We start from the raw sequence: 18,978 nt of genomic DNA on the forward strand, positions 1-18,978 counted from the left end.
GTGTCCGCGGCGAGAGGGCCCGGTGTTCGGCGAGCGACGGACAACGGGTGGGGTACCGGATGCGCCTGACCGGCTTCGGAGGGCACAACGCGGCGCGATCGACGTCAGCGATCCTCTTGTGGTCGCTCCTCGGTCTGCCGGTCGGGCCGGGGAGCCGCTGTCTCGCTCCACTGGGCTCGCCTGACCGTTTCCGCGATCTCGTCAGCGGCGGCCACCGCGTCGCGGGGGTTCTCAGGCCAGCCCACGACGATGGTGGCCGCCCAGTCGGCCCAGGTGGCGACCAGGCAGTAGTAGTCGGTGAGGAAGCGGCCCACAAGCAGGGTCTGCGCGGCCCGCTCGGGGAACGCTCCCTGACCTGCGAGGTAAGCGCGCGCGGCGGCGAGGTTGTCCTCGTTGCGCTCCGCGGCCCAGACCCGGGCCGCGTGGAGCGTGGCCAGGGCGTCCGCCGTGGTGCCGGAGTCGGCGAAGAAGACCTTCAGCAGCTGTTCGGACTCCAGAACCGGACCGGCGCCAGGCTCACGGAGCCAGTCGGCGAGCAACCGCCGACCCTGGGGGGTGATGCTGTAGACGGTGCGTGGCCGTCGTCCCACGGACCCGCGCTCGGCCAGGGCAAGGCCGCGCCGGACGAGCTTCTTGGGTTCCTCGTAGATCTTGCTCTGCGCCCGGGGCCAGAGCCGGCCGAGGCTGCGGTCCATCTGCCGGGCGAGTTCGTAGGTGCTCCACGGACGTACTGCGAGCAGACCGAGGATGGCGTAGGAGGTGGTGGTGAGCGCCGGTTCCCTTGACATCGTCGCTCCTTCGGCGTAAACCGGGAAAATAGTCCCATTGGGAGTATATGGGCGGTGGGTGAGATGACCAAGACATTGCAGGTCGATCCCGCGAACGCCGAGCAGGCCCGTGCCTGGGACGGTGAGGAGGGCAGCTACTGGGCCGAACACGCCGATCAGTTCGATCGCGCGCTCTGCGACTATCAGGCGCGCTTCCTGGACGCCGCGGCGATCGGCCCGGCAGACCGGGTGCTGGACATTGGCTGCGGGACGGGGCAGACCAGCCACGACGCCGCCCGCCGGGCGCCGGCGGGATGGGTACTCGGCGTCGATCTGTCAGCCGAGATGCTGCGGGTGGCCCAGCAGCGGGCGGTCGCTGAACAACTGGGCAACCTTCGCTTCGAGCAGGCCGACGCGCAGATCCACCCGTTCCCGGCCGGGGAGTTCGACGTCGCGATCAGCCGCACCGGCACCATGTTCTTCGCCGACCCCCTCGGCGCGTTCCGCAATGTCGCACGCGCCCTGCGGCGCGGTGGCCGTCTGGTGCAACTGGTCTGGCAGAGCCCGCCGCGCAACGAGTGGATCGGGGCCTTCACCTCGGCCCTGGCGGCAGGCCGACCCCTTCCCGCGCCTGCGCCGGATGCTCCGGGGCCGTTCTCGCTGTCCGAGCCCGAGCACGTGCGGGGCGTCCTGGCCGCCGCAGGTTTCGAACAGCCGCGCTTCCAGGGCCTCACCGCCCCCATGCATTTCGGGGCCGATGCCGAGGACGCGTACCGGTTCGTCGTCGGCCTGCTCGCGTGGATGCTCGACGATCTCGACGACACGGGACGCGCCCGCGCCCTGGCCGCCCTGCGAGCGACCATCGAGGGCCATCAGGAGCCCGAGGGCGTGCTCTACCCGTCGGCCACGTGGCTCGTCACTGCGACTCGTGGCCACTGAATCCGAGCGGTTCGCCCTCCCGGACCCACGCGCAGGTCGTGAGCGTGTTGACGGTGTCGGGCCGGCGCCGGGGCTGGCGTCGAAGTCGAGATCCCGCAGCTTGTCCCGGCGCAAGGCGGCGGCCTGGACGCGGTGTTCGGACGGCCGGTGGTGTTCCGGCGGCTTCGATCGGGCCGCACCCCGTCAGCACCCCGTCATGTGTACGCCTGTGGAATGGAGTTGTAGGCTGCAAAGGTGAAGGGGGACAAGTATCGCTTCGGGGAGTTCGAGCTGGACACGGCTCGGCAACAGCTCCGCCGGGCCGGTGAGCCGGTCCACGTCGAGCCCCGTGCTCTGGACTTGCTGTGCCATCTGATCGAGCACCGGGACCGGGTGGTACCCAAAGACGAGTTGCTCGACGAGGTGTGGGGTGACCGTTTCGTCAGTGAGGCCGCCCTCACGACAGCACTGCGGACCGCGCGTCTGGCCGTGGGTGACACCGGCAGCCGTCAGCATCTGATCCGAACCGTGCACCGGCGGGGCTGTCAGTTCGTGGCGCCGGTGACAGCCGTCGACGCCACCCCGCCCCCCGCCACAGATCGGGACACCGGGGTCAGGACCACGTCCGCCGACGGATCGATCGGCGCCGACCGTCAGACCATCCGGTTCTGCCGGGCCGGTGACGGCACGCGCATCGCCTATGCCGCCGTCGGCTCGGGCCCGCCCCTGCTCAAAGCCGCCAACTGGATGTCCCATCTCGACCTGGAGTGGACGACTCCGGTGTGGTCGCACTGGCTGGGCGGACTCGCCCGCAACCGCCGGTTGATCCGCTATGACGAGCGCGGGTGCGGCCTCTCCGACTGGGTGGTGCCCGGCTTCACGTTCGACGACTGGGTCGACGATCTGGAGACCGTCGTCGAGGCAGCGGGGCTCGACAGGTTCCCCCTGCTCGGTGTTTCCCAGGGCGGTGCGGTGGCCGTGGCCTATGCCGTACGCCATCCCGAGCGGGTCAGTAGGCTGATCCTCGCCGGGGCCTACGCACGGGGACGTCAGGTCCGGGCCCGGAGCGAGACGGAGGGTGCCGAGGCAGCCCTCGACCTGGATGTGGCCCGGGTGGGCTGGATGCACCAGGACCCCCGATTCCTGCGGGTCTTTGCCTCCCAGTTCCTGCCCGAAGGAACACCGGAGGACTGGGACGAGTTCACCGCCTTCCAGCGGCAGACGACGTCGCCGTCCAACGGGGTACGTTTCCTTGAGGAGTTCGCCCGGATCGATGTGTCCGACATCGCCCACCGTGTGGCCTGTCCGACGCTGATCCTCCACTCTCGCGACGACGAGCGTGTGCCGGTCTCGCAGGCCAACGAGCTGGCCGCTCTCATCCCCGACAGCCGGCTCGTCCTGCTCAAGAGCCGCAATCACCTGCTCACCGCGTTCGAACCGGCCTGGGACGAGTTCCTGTCCTGCGTCGACGCTTTCCTGACCGAGTGAGCCGTGCGGCCTGAGCCGCCGGCCGCCTGTTCGCCATGCCGGGGCATGCGGCCGGCGGTCCGTCAGCTGTGACTGCGTGACCGGCGGCTCGGGACCGTCGAAGTGGGTCCCGGCGGCTCGGTGCCGGGGCGCCGAAGACCGCAGCCACGCTCTTCCCGAGGGACGGCGAAACCGAGTCCCCTCGCCGTGCGGGGGCTGCCCGCGGAGTTGCTCGGCCCGAATCCCTGAGCAGACCCGCGCCCGCCTTTGGGCGGGCTGGGCCACCGTGGCCGATCAGTCCGTGTCGCGGCTTCCGGACGGAACTCCCGGCAACCCCAGGCACCCCCGTGGGCATCCGGCCCACCGGAGTGGTGCTCCAGCACGTCTCACCAACCCGGCTCGCCGAGTGAGGGAAGGCCCCTCAGTGCGTCCTCAGCCTGCCCTCAGACAAGCCTCAGACCTCCACCAAGCCTTGCCAGTTCAGGGGCCCGATGCTTGAGCGGAGCCGGGCCGAGGAGCAGCCGTGAACGCATGTCCCCTGGCCCGGCACTCACCTCAGACACCGCACACACGAGAGAGAAGGACACACGATGCGACTCGACAACACCAGGACGTCCGGCCAGGCCCGGACTCGCCGGGGGCTGGCGCTGCTGATCGCGACGGGGGTCGGACTGGGCTCACTGCTGCTGGGAACGGTCCCGGCGCAGGCCAACGACACCACCAAGACCGTCGCGGCGAACGGCGAGTCGATCACGTTCGCCACGAGCGACAGCAGCCGGGGCGTCAACGGCAGTGTCACCTTCGTGGTGAAGGCGGACGGCAACTGGTCGATCGCGGGGAGCGGGCACAACTCCCACCTGCTCGTCCGCACGTTCCACTGGACCTGCGACCTGACGTGGGACGCGGCGACCGTCAAGCACTCCACCGGCAAGAAGGCCGTGCCCGGCAAGAAGACCCGCAGCATCAGCTCGGCGGCGTACGACCCGAACGTCGAGGCGGACTTCGCCGACATCGTCGCCCGGGGCAGGGCCGACTGCGACATCGTCATCGGCTGATCGCACGCCGGCCCGACAAGACCACCGGCGTCCGTGAAGCCGTCCGCCGGCCTCACGGACGCCGTGTCGGAACAGCACAGGGGGAACCCGGACAAATGATCACTCACCGCTACGGCGACCTGGAGGTCGCCTGTGCCACGCGGGCTACTCGGAGAGGAAGTTGTAGAGGTGAGTGAGGAAGCCGGGCCAGGCCGGGTCGCCGGCAGTGAAGAGGTGGTTGCGGCTGTCGAGCAGAACCAGCCGGCTGTCGGGGATGAGCGTGGCCAGTTCCAGGGCCTGCGCTACGGGGACTCGCGCGTCGTCGCGGGAGTGGACGATCAGCGTGGGGCAGGTCACGTCGTGCGCGATGCCCGAGACGTCGATGCGGGTGAACTCCTCCAGGAAGCGCAGGCCGTTGGCGGACGAGGTCGTCTGCCGCTGGTACGCGGCGAACGCGTCCCACTCCGCCGGAGTGGCGTCGGCGAGGAACTGGGAGGCGAAGTGGCGCAAGAAGCTGTTGCCGTCCCGCGAACGCCATCCGGCACGAGCGATGTTGAGGTCGACCTCAGCGGCATCGCGTTCGGCGTCGCTGTCCGCACGGATCTGTTGTCCGCGGGCATAGGCGGAAGTGAGGACCAGATGGCTGACCCGCTCGGGTCGAAGCGCGGCGTAGGCGACCGCCACCGCGCCGCCCTGCGACACCCCGAGCAGGGGGAAGCGGTCGAGACCGGCGGCATCGGCCACGGCGTCGAGGTCGGCGACCAGGTCGTCGAGCGTGAAGCTGCCCATGTCCCATGAGGAGAGGCCGCAGCCGCGCTCGTCGTAGCGGATGAGCTGCCGTCCGCGAGTGAGACCGTCGAACCAGTGCGCCCACATCGGGGTGGTCCGATCGAGGTCGAGGCGGGTCAGCCAATTGGCGGTCTTCACCAGGGGCGGGCCCTCGCCGGTGAGCGCGTACGCGATGCGGGTGCCGTCGGCGGACCGGCAGAAGCGGATGACTTCGTGGTCCGCCTCCGCCTCCGCGACTGCCGCTACGCCGGGGGCCGTCGGCGTGGCTCCCGACGTGGTGGAATCCGCCGCCGTGTGCGCGATGAACTGATAGCCGTGCGGGCGCACGGCGCGAATCAGCTGCTGTCGCGTGTCGCTGTCACCGATCGCGAGACGAGCTGTCCGCAGCAAGGTGGCGAGTGCGGCCTCACTGACCGCGTGCCCCTGGCCCATCCTGTCGCGCAGCTCTTCTTCGGATACGACGCGGCCGCGGTGTTCGACCAGGTGGCACAGGAGCTCCAGTGCCCTGGGCTCGACCTCGACCCGCTGTCCGTCATGGCTGAGTCGATGGCGGTGCGCGTCCAACGCGTACTGCCCGAATCGGTAAACCGCGCTGCCCACACGAAAACTTTACAACGTCCATCCAATCTGCGGGAGTTGGGTCCAGGTGTGTCGTCATTGAGCCCGGCCCGATGGCACCGGGACCGTTCAGGAGCGCGCAGGCTCCCGTTCCCGCAGTTGGCGCCGGAGGATCTTGCCGGAGGCCGCCTTCGGGACCGAGTCGATGAATTCGACGCGGCGGATCCTCTTGTACGGGGCGACCTGGCCCTCGACGTGGTCCATCACCTCGGCGGCGGATATCGGCACACCCGTCATGGGCACCACGAACGCTTTGGGTATCTCGTTGCCCTCCTCGTCGCTGACGCCGATCACGGCCGCGTCGGCGATCCCGGGGTGCTGTACGAGGATGGCTTCGAGCTCCGCCGGCGCCACCTGGTAGCCCTTGTACTTGATGAGTTCCTTGACGCGGTCGACGATGAACCAGTTCCCGTCCTCGTCGACCCGGCCGATGTCACCGGTGTGCAGCCAGCCGTCGGCATCGATGGTCGCGTCGGTGTCCTCCGGGCGGCCGAAGTAGCCCTTCATGACCTGCGGTCCGCGGATCCACACCTCGCCCGGTGCGCCTTCCGCCACGTCCTGCCCGGTGTCGGGGTCGACCAGACGTGCCTGCGTCGACGGGAGCAGATGTCCCACACACGCGAAGGGCTCGTCCCGGTTGCCGTCGGCGTGGATGTGCGAGGCGGGGGACAGTTCGGTCATGCCGTACGCCTGTCCGACCTCCACGGCCAGCCGGTCGGCCACGGCGGCTTGAAGTCCGGCGTCGAGCGGCGCGGCCGCGCAGATGACGCGCCGCAGATGCGACAGGTCCAGACTCCCGACCGCCGGGTGCTTGGCCAGCGCGAGCATCACCGGCGGGGCGACGTAGGCGTGGGTGATGCGGTCGCGTTCCAGGCTGGTCAGGAACGCGTCGAGATCGAAGCGGGCGTGCACGTACACGGTCGCGCCGCGCCGCAGCGCACTGTTGACCAGGGCGGTCAGCCCGAAGATGTGGAAGAAGGGCAGGATCGCGATCACGCGGTCGTTCTCGCCGACGTGATGCAGGGCGTTGAGCTGTTCGAGATTGGTGCAGAGGTTGCGGTGGGTCAGCATCACGCCCTTGGGCACGCCCGTCGTGCCACTGGAGTACGGCAGTACAGCCACGTCCGCGGCCGGATCCAGCTCGACGGCCGGAACCTCGCCGTCGCTGAGCAGTTCCAGCACGGGACGGTGGCCATCGGCCCGGTCACAGACCAGGATCTCGATGTCTCGGCCGGTCAGCCGCTTGACCACACCTACCGCTGCCCGCGCGGTCTCGATCAGCGCCGACACACTCACCATCAGCCGTGCCTCGGCGTCGATCAGTTGCTTGGCGATCTCAGCCGGTGTGGCCAGCGGCGACAGGGTCGTCACCGTCCCGCCCGCAGTGGTGGTGGCGTAGAGGACCACGGGGAACAGGACCGTGTTCGGCGAGTGCAACGCGACCACGTCACCCTTGCCGATGCCCTCGGCGGCAAGGCCCGCCGCGAGCCTGCGGACCAACCCGGCCAACTCGCCGTAGGTGAGTGTGTGCCCACTGGACACATCCACCATGGCCGGCTTCGTCTCCCACTGTGCCGCATCTCGGAGAACCCATTCATGGATCGGGCGGTCGACGACGGCGACATCCGAGTGCCTGCTCTTGTAGATCATTGAGTCTCCGTTTCCAGGTTCCGGATTTCTTGGTTCGAGGGGTGACCGGGACGGTCAGGGCCCCATGCCGGGCGAGCCACTGGCCTTGGCGCCTTGGCGCCTTGGCGCCTTGGCGTTGGCGGTCCGGTGGGGCGAGTTCGTGCGGTCAGAGGCTGAGAGGGCCACATGCCGTGGGCGAATCCGCTTCCGGATGACTGATGACACGGGTCGGTGGCCCACCGGTCATCCGGGTCTCCGGGACAGTTCGATCATGGGGCCGTCGTCACCCGATCGCTTGGTGGAAGTCTGAGCCTTCCCTGAGGAGGACCTGAGGGCGGAGATCCGCTGATCTGCGAGGCGGCCGCGGCTCACCTGTCCGGGGCGCCCGGAGGGCGCCCCGGATTGCCGCGCAGCCCTTCGTCCCGTTCTGCATGCGCGCAAGGCGGTGAGAGGGCCTCGGCTGCCGTGGGGCAAGCGACGGCCTCGTTGAGGGGGACCGTGAGGCCGCCTTCGGATGGCGGGAGCTGGTGCCCGTCGTGCGATCCGGGCCGCTGGAGCCGAACGACGACAACGGGAGGAGAATGTACGTGTCGATGCAGGGCTGTCGTGTGTCTGAAAAGCTGCCATCCGTATGCTCAGGCGTATTGTTATTGAGTGTGCAGGTTTGGGTGTAATTGTTCTCTTTGGGTCAATCGTGCGCAGCTGCGGGGCGCCGTCCGCCCGTGCGGTGGCCGGCGGTATACAAACCACCGTCGGTGGAAGGCGGTTACGGCTCTCGCACGGTCACCGCGGTTGTCATGAGGACGTGGTAGGGGTCATGCAATCGTCGCCTGTCGGCCCAAGGCCAGGCCCCGGTATGGAACACGTGGAAGCGCTCATGACCGACGTGATGCGCGAGACCGGCGCATCGGCCGGGCTGCTCTACCTGCGGCCGCCCGGAGATCAGGTGTTGTGGCTCGCCCTGCTGTCCGGTGTGTCCCGGCAGATCGCCGCGCCCTGGTCCCGAGCCTCCCTGACTGCTTCGACGCCGGTCACGGACGCCATGCGCGAACGGTGTTCGGTCTGGTTGGAAAGCCAGGAAGAGGTGGCCCGCCGCTACCCGCAAGTGGGCCTCGTCCTGCCGTACGACTTCGCGCTTGCCGCGGCACCCTTCGTCAGCGGCTCCCAGGTGTGGGGCGGCCTTGCACTGCTGTGGCCCGCCCGACACCCTGCGCACCTGAGCTCGCACCGGCGTGAGGCCGTCACCGCATGCTGTCGGCAGGTGGCACTTGTCCTGGAGCACGCCGCCACGCAGGGCAACCCGTTGCTGCCTCCTGATGAACCTCGGTATCTTCCGGCATCGCCCAAGGACGCCGACCCCGCCCGGGCCATGGCAGCGCTCGGCTTCACCGAACGCCTTCCCGTGGGGTGCTGCGCACTCGATCTGGAGGGCCGGCTCACTTTCATCAACTCCGCGGGCGCCGATCTGGTGGGCGCCGATGCCGCCTCACTCGCGGGCCGTCGGCCGTGGGAAGCACTGCCGTGGCTGCACGCACCGGTCAGTGAAGAAAGTTACCGCGCAGCAGTGGTCACCCGTCGACCCACCTCGTTCACCGCCATGCGCTCGCCGGATGCACCACTGCTCTTCCAGCTCTACCCCGACGACAGCGGTATCAGCGTCCACATCACACCCGCCATGCGGCAGACAGACACCACTCCGGATGCTTCTTCCGAGGAATCAGTCGGAGTCATGGGGCTGTACCACCTCACACATCTGGCGGCTGCCCTCGCTGAAGCCGCCACCGTCCATGACGTCACCGACGTCGTCGCCGACCAGATCGTGCCCGCCTTCGGACCTCAGGGCCTGGTCCTCATGATCGCCGAAGAAGGCCGCCTGCGCATCATCGGCCACCGCGGCTACAGCACCGAGTTCATCGACCGCTTCGACGGCACGTCCTTGTCCTCCGGAACGCCGTCCGCGCACGCAGGGGCCAAGGGCGACCCCGCCTTCTTCCCCAGCTTCGCCGACTTCCAGCGCACGTATCCCGACGCGCCTCGCTACGAGGCCAGGAGCGCCTGGGCCTTCCTGCCCCTGACCGCCTCCGGGCGCAGCATCGGATCCCTCGTCCTCTCCTACGACCAGCCGCATCCCTTCCGGCCGTCCGATCGTGCTCTTCTCGCCTCCCTCGCCGGACTGATCGCCCAGGCCCTGGCCCGCGCCCGCCTCTACGACGCCCGGCACACCCTCGCCCACACCCTTCAGACCGGCCTGCTGCCCCCTGCGTTGCCCCACGTCCCCGGCTTGGATGTCACCGCCCGCTACCAGTCGGCCGGTCATGGCATGGACATCGGCGGCGACTTCTACGACCTCATCCACATGCCTACCGCCACCACAGCAGCGATCGGCGACGTCCAGGGCCACAACACCGCAGCCGCCGCCCTGATGGGACAGGTCCGCACCGCCGTCCACGCCCACGCCGCCGCCGGCACCTCCCCCGGCGACCTCCTCGCCCGCACCAACCGCCTCCTCACCGACCTCGACGCGGGACGGTTCACCAGTTGCCTGATCGCCCAGCTTGACCTCGCTCACCACCGCGTCCGTCTCGCCACCGCCGGACACCCCCCACCCCTGCTCCGCCACCCTGACGGAGGCACAGAAGTCCTGAGACTGCTTCCCGGACTCCTGCTGGGCGTCGACCCTGATGCCGACTACCCCACCACCGAGATCCCGTTGCCGCCCGGCGCCGTACTCGTCCTCTACACCGACGGGCTGGTAGAGGTCCCCGGAGCAGACATCGACGACACCACTGACGCCCTCGCCCAACTCCTCGCACAAAACCAGGTTCACAACCTCGACCACCTCGCTGAGCGGCTCCTCCGCCACGCCGAACACTCCAGCCGGCACAACGACGACATCGCCCTCCTGATCATCCGCCCCAGCCAGTGACCTGGCACCACGTGCGGGACTGCACGTTCCGCTCGCCGATCGCCCGCCGGGGCAACTGCGTCTGTGCACCTCGCCTGCCCCCTCCCATGGCCAGGGGCATTGCATGATCGAGATCTACCTGGGCTCGTCAGGTGAGACCGAGAGCTCGTAGGGGCCGGTGGTAGCCGCGGCCGGTGTGGCGGAGGGCGGCGGCGATGTCGCTCTGGCCGTCTCCGCGCGCTGAGCCAGACGCTGCCAGTGTGCAAGCGATGTGCACGGGAATCTGCGCGATGGCGCTCCTGCGCAGGTCAGGGCGTCGCCCAGAAGGGTCAAAGACGTTCCCGGCAGGACAACTCGTTCGTGCCGGTCGGGGCGTGGGCCTGACCGGGGCTTTATCACAGGTAGATGCAGGGGAGTTGTGTGAACGGCCCTCTGATCGTTAATTTTCGGAGAACTCTTCTACAACCATCCGTCTCGCGCGTCTGTCTGGCTAACGCAGGGATGTTCAGGGGTCGATGAAGAGGAGCTCAGAACGTGACTGTGCGTTCCTTTGCCCGGCGGATGAGACCGCGAGTCGAGCGGAAAGCCGCCGAACAGGTCTGGCAGCTGCGCACCCTGCGCCGCCGCCGCAGGGCCGCGGTCACGGACCCGGTGCTCCGCCCGGTGGCGGTGCGCGGCCAGCAGCTCTACGGCCGGGTCGTGACCCGGTTCAGCGCCGCCGAGGCCGCCGCCGCCAACCTCGGCCTGGTCGTCGCCGCCCTGGAGCAGACAGGCGTCCCGTACTTCCTGGTACCGGCCTCGCGCATCCGCCACACCGTCGGCGTGAACACCGTCGACCGCGAGTGCCTGCTTGCCACCCTGGAGGAACAGAACGCGGGGAGGGCGGTGTTCATCGGCAGACCGCTGCCCGGCGGCAAGCTCAAGAACCCCGCCCTGTTCATGGACGGTGTACTGCCGACCCCGCTGCGCACGGCTCCCGTGCTGCGGATCGGGGAGAACCACCTCGGCCCCTCGGGCCAGCTGCTCGCCGGACCGGAACTCGCCTGCGACGTCGAGTTCTGGGACGACGGGGCACACCTCCTCGCCTCCGACGACGGGCCCCGCCGACTGGCCAAGGTGCAGCCGCAGGCGTCCGAGGACGTCTTCGCCGAGTCCCTCGTCGCGCCGCGGAACAACGGCATCACGGACGTGCTGCCGGCGGCCGAGCAGCAGCCGGTCGCGGTGCGGGTCGGCGAGCGTGAGCTGCCGAGCTTCGCCCCGCTCACCCTGCCGACCCTGGACGACGTGACCTTCCCCGTCGACATCGTCTACACCTGGGTGGACGGTGAGGAACCGGAGATGCGGGCCAAGCGGGCCCGGTACCAGGAGCACGGCATCGCCGAGATTCTGGACAAGGAGACCGGCGCCTCCCGCTACACCAGCCACGACGAGCTGAAGTACTCGCTGCGCTCACTCGCCATGTACGCCGACTTCGTCCGGCACATATACCTCGTGACCGACGGACAGAAGCCGCACTGGCTCGACGACAGCGCCCCGGGAATCACCGTCGTCGACCACCGCGACATCTTTCCCGAGGGCGTCCTGCCGGTGTTCAACTCGCACGCGATCGAGACCCGGCTGCACCACATCCCCGGCCTGTCGGAGCACTATCTGTACTTCAACGACGACGTGTTCGTCGGGCGCCGGGTCACCGCGGAGCACTTCTTCCACGGCAGCGGCCTGATGAAGATCCCGGTGTCCCCGCTCAAGATAGGCGTCGGCAAACCGCACGCCGAGGAGACGGCCACCAACTCCGCGAACAAGAACGTCCGTCGGCTGCTGCTGGAGAAGTTCGGGCGGATGACGACGAACAACTTCATGCACACCCCGCTGCCGCAGCACCGGGAGACGCTCCAGGCCCTGGAAGAGCTCTTCCCGCAGGACGTCGCCCGCACCACGGCGTCCCGCTTCCGCTCCCCGCAGGACCTCGCCATGACGGCTCCGCTGCTCTACCAGTACGCACTGATGACCGGCCGCGGCGTACCGGGGAAGTACAGCTTCCGGTACGTCAACATCAGCCGCCCGGACGCCGAGGGACGCCTGGCGGACCTGCGCCGCAACCGCCGGTTCGACTTCTTCTGCCTCAACGACGTCGATGTGCCGCCCGAGGAACGGGAGCGGGTCGGCGTCCGGATGAACGAGTTCCTCGCGGACTACTTCCCCTTCGCGAGTCCTTTCGAGAAGCAGAAGTGACGGGGGCTGGCGGGCATGGACATGGGGGGCATGGACATCCGTCACCGCAGCGCCGCGCTCGGGAGCATGCGGGCCGTGCGGGACTCTCTGGTACGCCTGGGGCTCTGGCTTTCGGCCCGGCTCTGGGCGCTGCGCGCGGCCCGGCCCCGACGGCGCCTGCGGGCCACGGACCCGGGACTGCGCCGGGTCAGTTTCGGGCCGATGCGACTGTACGGCCGTACGGTCGCCGGTTACACCGCCGCGGACGCCGTCGAAGCCGATCTCGACCGGGTGTGCGCCCTGCTGGAGGAGCTCGGCGTCCCGTACTTCCTCGTCCCCGCCGACCTCGGGCACGGCGGGCCGCGGCGGATCATCGGCGTCGCGGAGACGCACCGCGGCATGGTCCTGACGCAGGCCGCCCGGCGCTTCGCCGGCACCGTCGGGTACGTCGGTGCCGTCGGCCCCGACGGAGCAGTGACGAACGCGGCACTGTGGGCGGACCGGAAGCTGCCGCGAGCGGTGAAGCGGGCCGCGGTGCTCCGCACCGGCATGGTGCGCCTCGGCCCGGGAAGGCAGGTGCTCACCGGCCTCGAAACGGGGTGCGACATCGAGTTCTGGCGTCACGGCCGGGACTTCGGCACCGCCTCGGGGGATCCGTCCTGGCTCACTGTCCCGGGCAGCCGGCTGCCGGACACCTTCGGCACGGCGCTGGTCGCCCCGCGCCGCAACCCCGTTTCGGAGGTGCTGCCGGTGGCGGCGCAGCAGCCGGCCGCCGTGGCGTCCCGCGACCGCAGCGTGCCGACGTTCGCCGCGTTCGCCGAGCCCGGCATCGACGAGGTGCGCTTCCCCGTCGACGCCGTGTACACCTGGGTCGACGGGGACGACCCCGCACTGGCCGCGAAGCGGCGCGCCCACCAGGCGCTCTCCGACAACGTCATCGCCCCGCGCGAGACCGGCGCCTCCCGCTACACCGACCACGACGAACTGCGGTACGCCTTGCGTTCGTTGGAGATGTACGCCGGCTTCGTCCGGCACGTGTATCTCGTGACCGACTCCCAGCTCCCCGACTGGCTGGACCCGGACGTGGCGGGCCTGACGGTGGTCGATCACCGGGAGATCCTCCCGGCCGACGCGCTCCCCGTGTTCAACTCGCACGCGATAGAGAGCAGGCTGCACCACATCCCTGGCCTGTCGGACCACTACCTCTACTTCAACGACGACGTCTTCATCAACCGCCCGGTACGGGCCGAGCACTTCTTCCACGGCAACGGCATCGCCCGGATCCCGCTGTCACCGCTGAAACTCGGCGTCGGTGCCCCGCATCCGCTGGAGCCGGCCCCGAACTCCGCGGGCAAGAACGCCCGCGAGGTGATCAGACGCTTCCACGGCACGAACATCACCCACAAGTCGCTGCACACTCCGCATCCCCAACTGCTGTCGGTCATGCGGGAGATGGAGCGCCTCGGCATCGAGGAGCTCGAGCGGACCTCCTACTCGCGCTTCCGCTCCACCTCGGACGTCGCTCCGGCGTCCACGCTCCACCATCACTGGGCGATCATGACCGGCCGGGCCGTGCCGGCCGACTACCGGTTCCGCTACGTCCAGCTGGGCACACCGGACATGCGGCGCCGCCTGGCCCGCCTCGCGGCCGGCGAGGACATCGACTTCTTCTGCCTCAACGACGTGGACACCGCACCGGCCGCGAGATCGGCGGCGCAGGCCGTCATCCACGACTTCCTGGAACGGAAGTACCCGTTCCGCAGCCGATTCGAAGGGACGGCACCCGTGATCACCCCGCGCCCGGTCGCACGGAGCGGTGAAGTGGCTCAGAAGCACCTGGCGCGGTAGAGGCCGCCGTACCGGACGTGGAATGTCGGGTCCCGGCCGTCAGCGGGATCGAACCGTGTGATTCCAGGTCCGGAGTTTGTCGGGGTTGAGGGTCACCCAGACATGCACGACGTGTGGGCCGACGACGTCGAGGCTGATGACCGCGGCGACCTGACGGTCGTAGCGCACCACCAGCCCGGTCCGGCCGTTGACCGCGTGCGTGGCCAGCGTGGTGCGGGGTTGCCGCGCCAGCAGGGTCAGCAGACTGCGCGCCACCGGCACATCCCCCTCCACCGGCCTGACCAGCGTCCGGACCTTCCCACCCCCGTCGAAGAACGCGGCCGCGTCCGCCGCGAGCAACGACGCAAGGCGCCTCTCGTCTTCACACGCACACGCCTCACGCACCGCCCGCACCACCGTGTCGTGCTCTTCCGCCGATGTCGGCCGCCCCCGCCGGGCCCGCAGACTCCGGCGCGCCCCATCCGCCGGCGACGACGGGTCCGGCAGAACCCCGCCGACCTCGTCCGCGCTCGCCCCGCGCTGTCCCGGCGACGCCGGCCGGGACAGACACGCGCCGCCCACCGCCCGGCACAACCACACCCGCGGCTCCTCGATCCGGTTCCGCTCCGCCTCCGGCAGCCCGAACCACTGCCGGTACGCCTCGTCGATCACACGCTCGGCCTCGCGCCCACTGCCCGGCAACCAGCACGCCACAGCCAGCAGATGCCGCCGCTCGTCCACCAACTCCGCCAGCGACACCGCATCGTCCGCACCCGCCACAGCCCGACCTCCCTCGCGCGCGGCTCCCCAGGACGACGACCGCATCTCTCTCGTGACGCGTCCGCTCGTCAGGTGTGACCGGACAGGCCCGCGCCCTGTGACAGGGGCCTGCCTGTCACGAAAACGGCGGCCATCCGGTCTCAGCGGTGACGGACCGTGCCGCGCCCCGTGCGGCACCGGCAGTCGATCGCAGTGGAGGTCTTCCGTGGAATGGCGTGAAAGGGCGCTCTGCCAGGCCGAGGACCCTGATCTGTTCTTTCCCGTCGGGAACAGCGGCAGCGGTCCGACGCTGCTGCAGACGGACGAGGCGAAGGCCGTGTGCCGGCGCTGCCCGGTGCGTGCGCAGTGCCTCGCGTGGGCCGTCGAGGCGGGTCCGATGGACGGCATTTGGGGCGGCACCACGGAACAGGAACGCCATGCCATGGCCCGGCGCCCGGTACCCCCTTCCCGGGGACGCGTCACCCCCTGACCCGGCCGCGAGGTGCGGTCGGGTGCCTGTGGCGAGATGTTGGAATCGGCAGCTTTTCGGCCGCCGATCCACCGAGCCAGGGAGCCGGTCGTGGAGACGCATCTGGTCGAAGCCGGGCCGGGCCGGCAGGGGGCGGTCGGGACGGCCGCACCGGCGATGGTCGTACCCGACGACGCCACATCGGTGTTCATGCAGGCCAGACCCGGTCTCTTCAAGATCGCCCACCGGATCGTCGGGGACACGAACGAGGCGGAGGACGTCATCCAGGAGGCCTGGCTGCGCTGGCAGCGGGCCGACCGTACCGTGGTCCGCAATCCGTCGGCGCTGCTCAGGACGACCACCGCCCGGCTGGCGATCAACCTCGTCCAGTCCGCCTTCAAGCGCCGGGAGTCCTGTGCCGGCCCCTGGCTCCCGGAGTCGACGGACCTCGACGCCACGCCTGAGGCGGTGGCGGAGCGGCACGACGCCGCCGAGGGCGCGGTCCGCCTGCTGATGGAGACGCTGACACCGAGACAGCGTGCGGTGTACGTGCTGCGGGAGGGTTTCGACTACCCGTACGGCCGGATCGCCGAGCTCCTGGGGATCGGCGTCGACAACGCGAGGCAGCAGGCGTCGAGGGCCCAGGAGCGGCTCGCCGCGGACCGTCCCCGGCAGCCCGTGGACTCCGTGGCGCACCGCCGGCTCGTCCAGGCGTTCCTCGCCGCGGCCCGGTACGGCGACCTCGCGCACCTGGAAGCGGTCCTCACCACGGACGCGCACGCATGACCGACGTCTCATGAGGGGGAATGCGAGTGCGGAGCGGACACACGGCGCTCATTCACTCGTCGACATTTCTCAGTTCCCGGAGCAAATTCGTCCGCACGGGTCCGCAGTTTCGAAAAGGGCCGAGATCAAATGACGGAAAACGGCCCCCGCCCGTCGGCAGGGGCCACCTGGCGGTGTTCTACTGCTGCCGCGCCATCCAGTCGGCCAGCCTGGTCTCCGCGATGTGCGCGTCCGGACCCGGCAGGAGCGTCGTCTCCTGGAGCTGGGCACCGGAGTAGGGGGCCTTGGGGTCCGTGACGACCGTGCGGGGGTCGTTCGCGTCGGCGAGCGTCTTGCGGATCAGCTCGTCGAGCCGGAACACCTCGGGGCCCGCGATCTCCACCACGCCGTTGACGGGCGCGCCGACCGCGGTGCGGCCGACGGCCGCGGCCACGTCGTCGGAGTAGATCGGCTGGAACTTGGCCGAGGACAGGTGCACGGTGTCACCGTCGGTCGAGATGTCCGCGATCCCCTTGACGAACTCGAAGAACTGGGTCGCGTGGACGATGGAGTAGGGCAGGCCGGACGCCTTGATCAGCTCTTCCTGCGCCTGCTTGGCACGGAAGTACCCGCTCTCCTGGAGCCGGTCGGTGCCGACCACGGACAGCGCGACGTGGTGCGTCACACCGGCATCGGCCTCCGCCCTGAGAAGGTTGGCCGTGGAGGTCCGGAAGAAGGTCAGGACGGCCTCGTCCTCCCACGAGGGTGAGTTGGACACGTCGACCACGACCGACGCGCCCTTCAGCACCTCGGCGAGCCCCTCTCCCGTCAGGGTGTTGACGCCGGTGTTGGGCGCGGCCGCGACCGCCTCGTGTCCGTGCTCGTTCAGCTTGCCGACCAGCTTCGAGCCGATGAGCCCGGTGCCACCGATCACTACGACCTTCATGACGGATTCCTCTCGGAGAAAATTCGCTTCGCACTGGATTTGCCCTGCACCAGAAGAGACAGGGGAGCGGGTCTGCCTGTGACAGGTCCCGGGCAGAAATCCGGAAGATTTTCCGCCCGGCGGCCTCGGCTCATTCGACAAGCTTTCCTTCGGTCGAGACCTCCTGCAGCAGAGCGGAAATCTCGTCCGGAACATCCGGGATGCTCTCGCGGGTCACACCGGTCTTCGGGGACCAGACGAGATTGACGCGCAGCGCCGGATCCTGGTCCGGGTGGTCGCTGCGGTTGTGGCAGCCGCGGGTCTCACGACGCTCCAGCGCCGATTCGAGGGTGGCCCGCGCGGCCATGGCCGCCGACTTCAGATCGAAGGCGTGCGCGAGGTCCTGGTAGCCGGCGATGTCCGGATGCACACCGACGTCCGCCATCCGCTTCTCGATCACCGAGAGCTCCGCGAGGCCCGCCCGCAGGCCCTCCTCGTCGCGTACGACACCCGCGTGCTCCGTCATGGTGTTGCGGATGGCGCGTTGCAGCGCGCGCACGTTCTCCGGACCGTCCGCGGCGAGCAGATCGTCGACCTCCGCGCGGGCCTCGGCGACGGCCGCGGCCGAACGCCGCTGCGCGGTCAGGGACTGCGAGTGGGCGGCCGCCGCCCGCCCCGTGATCCGGCCGAAGACCAGCAGCTCGATGAGGCTGTTCCCGCCGAGCCGGTTCGCTCCGTGCAGCCCGCTCGAGGCCTCACCGATGGCGTACAGGCCCGCCACGTCGGTGCTGTGGTCCTCGGGACGTACCCACACCCCGCCCATCGAGTAGTGCGCGGTGGGCGCGATCTCGATGGGCTCGCGGGTGATGTCGAGCATCTGGAGGTCCAGCATCGTCTGGTACACGCGGGGGAGCCGCGTCATGATCGTCTGCCGGGGCAGATGGGAGACGTCGAGCCACACGCCGCCGTTGGGCGTGCCCCGCCCTTCCTTGATCTCCGTGTACGAGGCCAGGGCCACCCGGTCGCGGGTGGACAGCTCCATCCGGTCGGGGTCGTAGCGGGCCATGAACCGCTCCCCGAGGGCGTTGCGCAGGATCCCGCCCTCACCGCGGGCGGCCTCGCTGACCAGGGTCCCGGCCGCGTTCTCCGGCTCGATGATCCCGGAGGGGTGGAACTGCACCAGCTCGGCGTCGCGCAGCCGCGCGCCCGCCTCCACCGCCAGCCGGAAGGAGTCGCCGGTGTTCTCGTCGCGCCGCGAGGAGGTGCGCCGCCAGATCCGCGTGTGGCCGCCCGCGGCGAGGATCACCGCGTCCGCGTGGATCAGGTAGCGCCGTCCGCTCGCGAGGTCGAAGCCGTACGCACCGAAGACGGCGCCGTCGTGCACCAGCAGCCGGGTGATGTAGACACCGTCGAGCACGGGGATGTCGAGCTGCTGGGCGCGCCTGATGAGCGTGCGCTGGATCTCCAGACCGGTGTAGTCGCCGGCGAACGCGGTCCGCCGGAACTTGTGCGCGCCGAAGAACCGCTGGGAGATACGGCCGTCCTCCTCACGGGCGAAGGCCATGCCGTACCGCTCCAGGTCGTCGATGCCGCGGGCGGCGCCCTGGGTGACGATCTCGACGGTGCGGGGATCGGCGAGCAGGTAGCTCTCCTTGATCGTGTCCGCCGCGTGCTGCTGCCAGCTGTCCTCGGGATCCATCGTGGCCAGGGCCGCGTTGATGCCGCCGGCGGCCAGCGCCGTGTGGGCGTCCTCCTTGGGGCGCTTGCCGACCGCGAGGACGTCGACGCCGGCCTCGGCCAGTTCGATCGCCGCGCGCAGACCCGCACCGCCGGTGCCGATCACCAGCACCATGGTGGAAAGACGTTGTTCGGTGATAGCCACGGTCTTCTCCGAT

At 69.7% G+C, this 18,978-nt stretch carries 14 protein-coding genes; 8 read left to right on the forward strand and 6 right to left on the reverse strand.

The features are described 5' to 3' along the window. Positions 1-104: 104 nt before the first annotated feature. Positions 105-788: a PadR family transcriptional regulator gene (locus tag AC3ETA_RS18555; RefSeq protein WP_432194009.1), complete on the reverse strand. Its 684-nt coding sequence runs from the start codon at positions 786-788 to the stop codon at positions 105-107. Between the two features lie 63 nt (positions 789-851). Between AC3ETA_RS18555 and AC3ETA_RS18560 the strand changes: the two genes are divergently transcribed. From AC3ETA_RS18560 to AC3ETA_RS18570, 3 genes are all read left to right on the forward strand, one after another. After that, positions 852-1,706: a class I SAM-dependent methyltransferase gene (locus AC3ETA_RS18560; RefSeq protein ID WP_432194010.1), complete on the forward strand. Its 855-nt coding sequence runs from the start codon at positions 852-854 to the stop codon at positions 1,704-1,706. A 234-nt stretch (positions 1,707-1,940) separates the two neighbouring features. Continuing rightward, entirely contained in the window at positions 1,941-3,173 is a 1,233-nt protein-coding gene (locus tag AC3ETA_RS18565) for an alpha/beta hydrolase (protein WP_432194011.1), read from the forward strand. Between the two features lie 569 nt (positions 3,174-3,742). Continuing rightward, on the forward strand, positions 3,743-4,207 hold the full coding sequence (locus AC3ETA_RS18570) for a hypothetical protein (RefSeq protein ID WP_432194012.1): 465 nt from the start codon (positions 3,743-3,745) through the stop codon (positions 4,205-4,207). 144 nt (positions 4,208-4,351) lie between these two features. Here AC3ETA_RS18570 and AC3ETA_RS18575 read toward each other — a convergent pair whose 3' ends face one another. Further along, positions 4,352-5,575, reverse strand: a complete 1,224-nt coding sequence (locus AC3ETA_RS18575) for an alpha/beta hydrolase (protein ID WP_432194013.1) — start codon at positions 5,573-5,575, stop codon at positions 4,352-4,354. Between the two features lie 87 nt (positions 5,576-5,662). After that, complete coding sequence (locus AC3ETA_RS18580; RefSeq protein ID WP_432194014.1) at positions 5,663-7,243, reverse strand: AMP-binding protein; 1,581 nt, start codon at positions 7,241-7,243, stop codon at positions 5,663-5,665. Positions 7,244-8,099: 856 nt separating this feature from the next. On the opposite strand from AC3ETA_RS18580, the gene AC3ETA_RS18585 reads away from it, so the two are divergent. From AC3ETA_RS18585 to AC3ETA_RS18595, 3 genes are all read left to right on the forward strand, one after another. Continuing rightward, positions 8,100-10,148, forward strand: coding sequence for a SpoIIE family protein phosphatase (locus AC3ETA_RS18585; RefSeq protein WP_432194015.1), 2,049 nt, complete (start codon positions 8,100-8,102; stop codon positions 10,146-10,148). Between the two features lie 540 nt (positions 10,149-10,688). Next, on the forward strand, positions 10,689-12,359 hold the full coding sequence (locus AC3ETA_RS18590) for a stealth family protein (protein WP_432194016.1): 1,671 nt from the start codon (positions 10,689-10,691) through the stop codon (positions 12,357-12,359). A 30-nt stretch (positions 12,360-12,389) separates the two neighbouring features. Continuing rightward, complete coding sequence (locus tag AC3ETA_RS18595) at positions 12,390-14,186, forward strand: stealth family protein (RefSeq protein WP_432194017.1); 1,797 nt, start codon at positions 12,390-12,392, stop codon at positions 14,184-14,186. Between the two features lie 39 nt (positions 14,187-14,225). Here AC3ETA_RS18595 and AC3ETA_RS18600 read toward each other — a convergent pair whose 3' ends face one another. Beyond that, entirely contained in the window at positions 14,226-14,945 is a 720-nt protein-coding gene (locus AC3ETA_RS18600; RefSeq protein ID WP_432194018.1) for a sigma-70 family RNA polymerase sigma factor family protein, read from the reverse strand. Between the two features lie 205 nt (positions 14,946-15,150). Between AC3ETA_RS18600 and AC3ETA_RS18605 the strand changes: the two genes are divergently transcribed. Together AC3ETA_RS18605 and AC3ETA_RS18610 are read left to right on the forward strand one after the other, a co-directional pair. Continuing rightward, the gene (locus tag AC3ETA_RS18605) at positions 15,151-15,414 is read left to right on the forward strand and encodes a WhiB family transcriptional regulator (protein WP_432194019.1); all 264 of its coding nucleotides are present in this window, start codon (positions 15,151-15,153) and stop codon (positions 15,412-15,414) included. A 90-nt stretch (positions 15,415-15,504) separates the two neighbouring features. Then, a complete protein-coding gene (locus AC3ETA_RS18610; protein ID WP_432194020.1) occupies positions 15,505-16,179 on the forward strand; it encodes a sigma-70 family RNA polymerase sigma factor in 675 nt (224 codons plus the stop codon). A gap of 178 nt (positions 16,180-16,357) precedes the next feature. Here AC3ETA_RS18610 and AC3ETA_RS18615 read toward each other — a convergent pair whose 3' ends face one another. Beyond that, a complete protein-coding gene (locus tag AC3ETA_RS18615) occupies positions 16,358-17,104 on the reverse strand; it encodes an SDR family oxidoreductase (protein WP_432194021.1) in 747 nt (248 codons plus the stop codon). A 130-nt stretch (positions 17,105-17,234) separates the two neighbouring features. Then, positions 17,235-18,935, reverse strand: a complete 1,701-nt coding sequence (locus tag AC3ETA_RS18620; RefSeq protein WP_432194066.1) for an FAD-binding protein — start codon at positions 18,933-18,935, stop codon at positions 17,235-17,237. Positions 18,936-18,978 lie beyond the last annotated feature (43 nt).

Source organism: Streptomyces sp. bgisy027 (assembly GCF_057710365.1).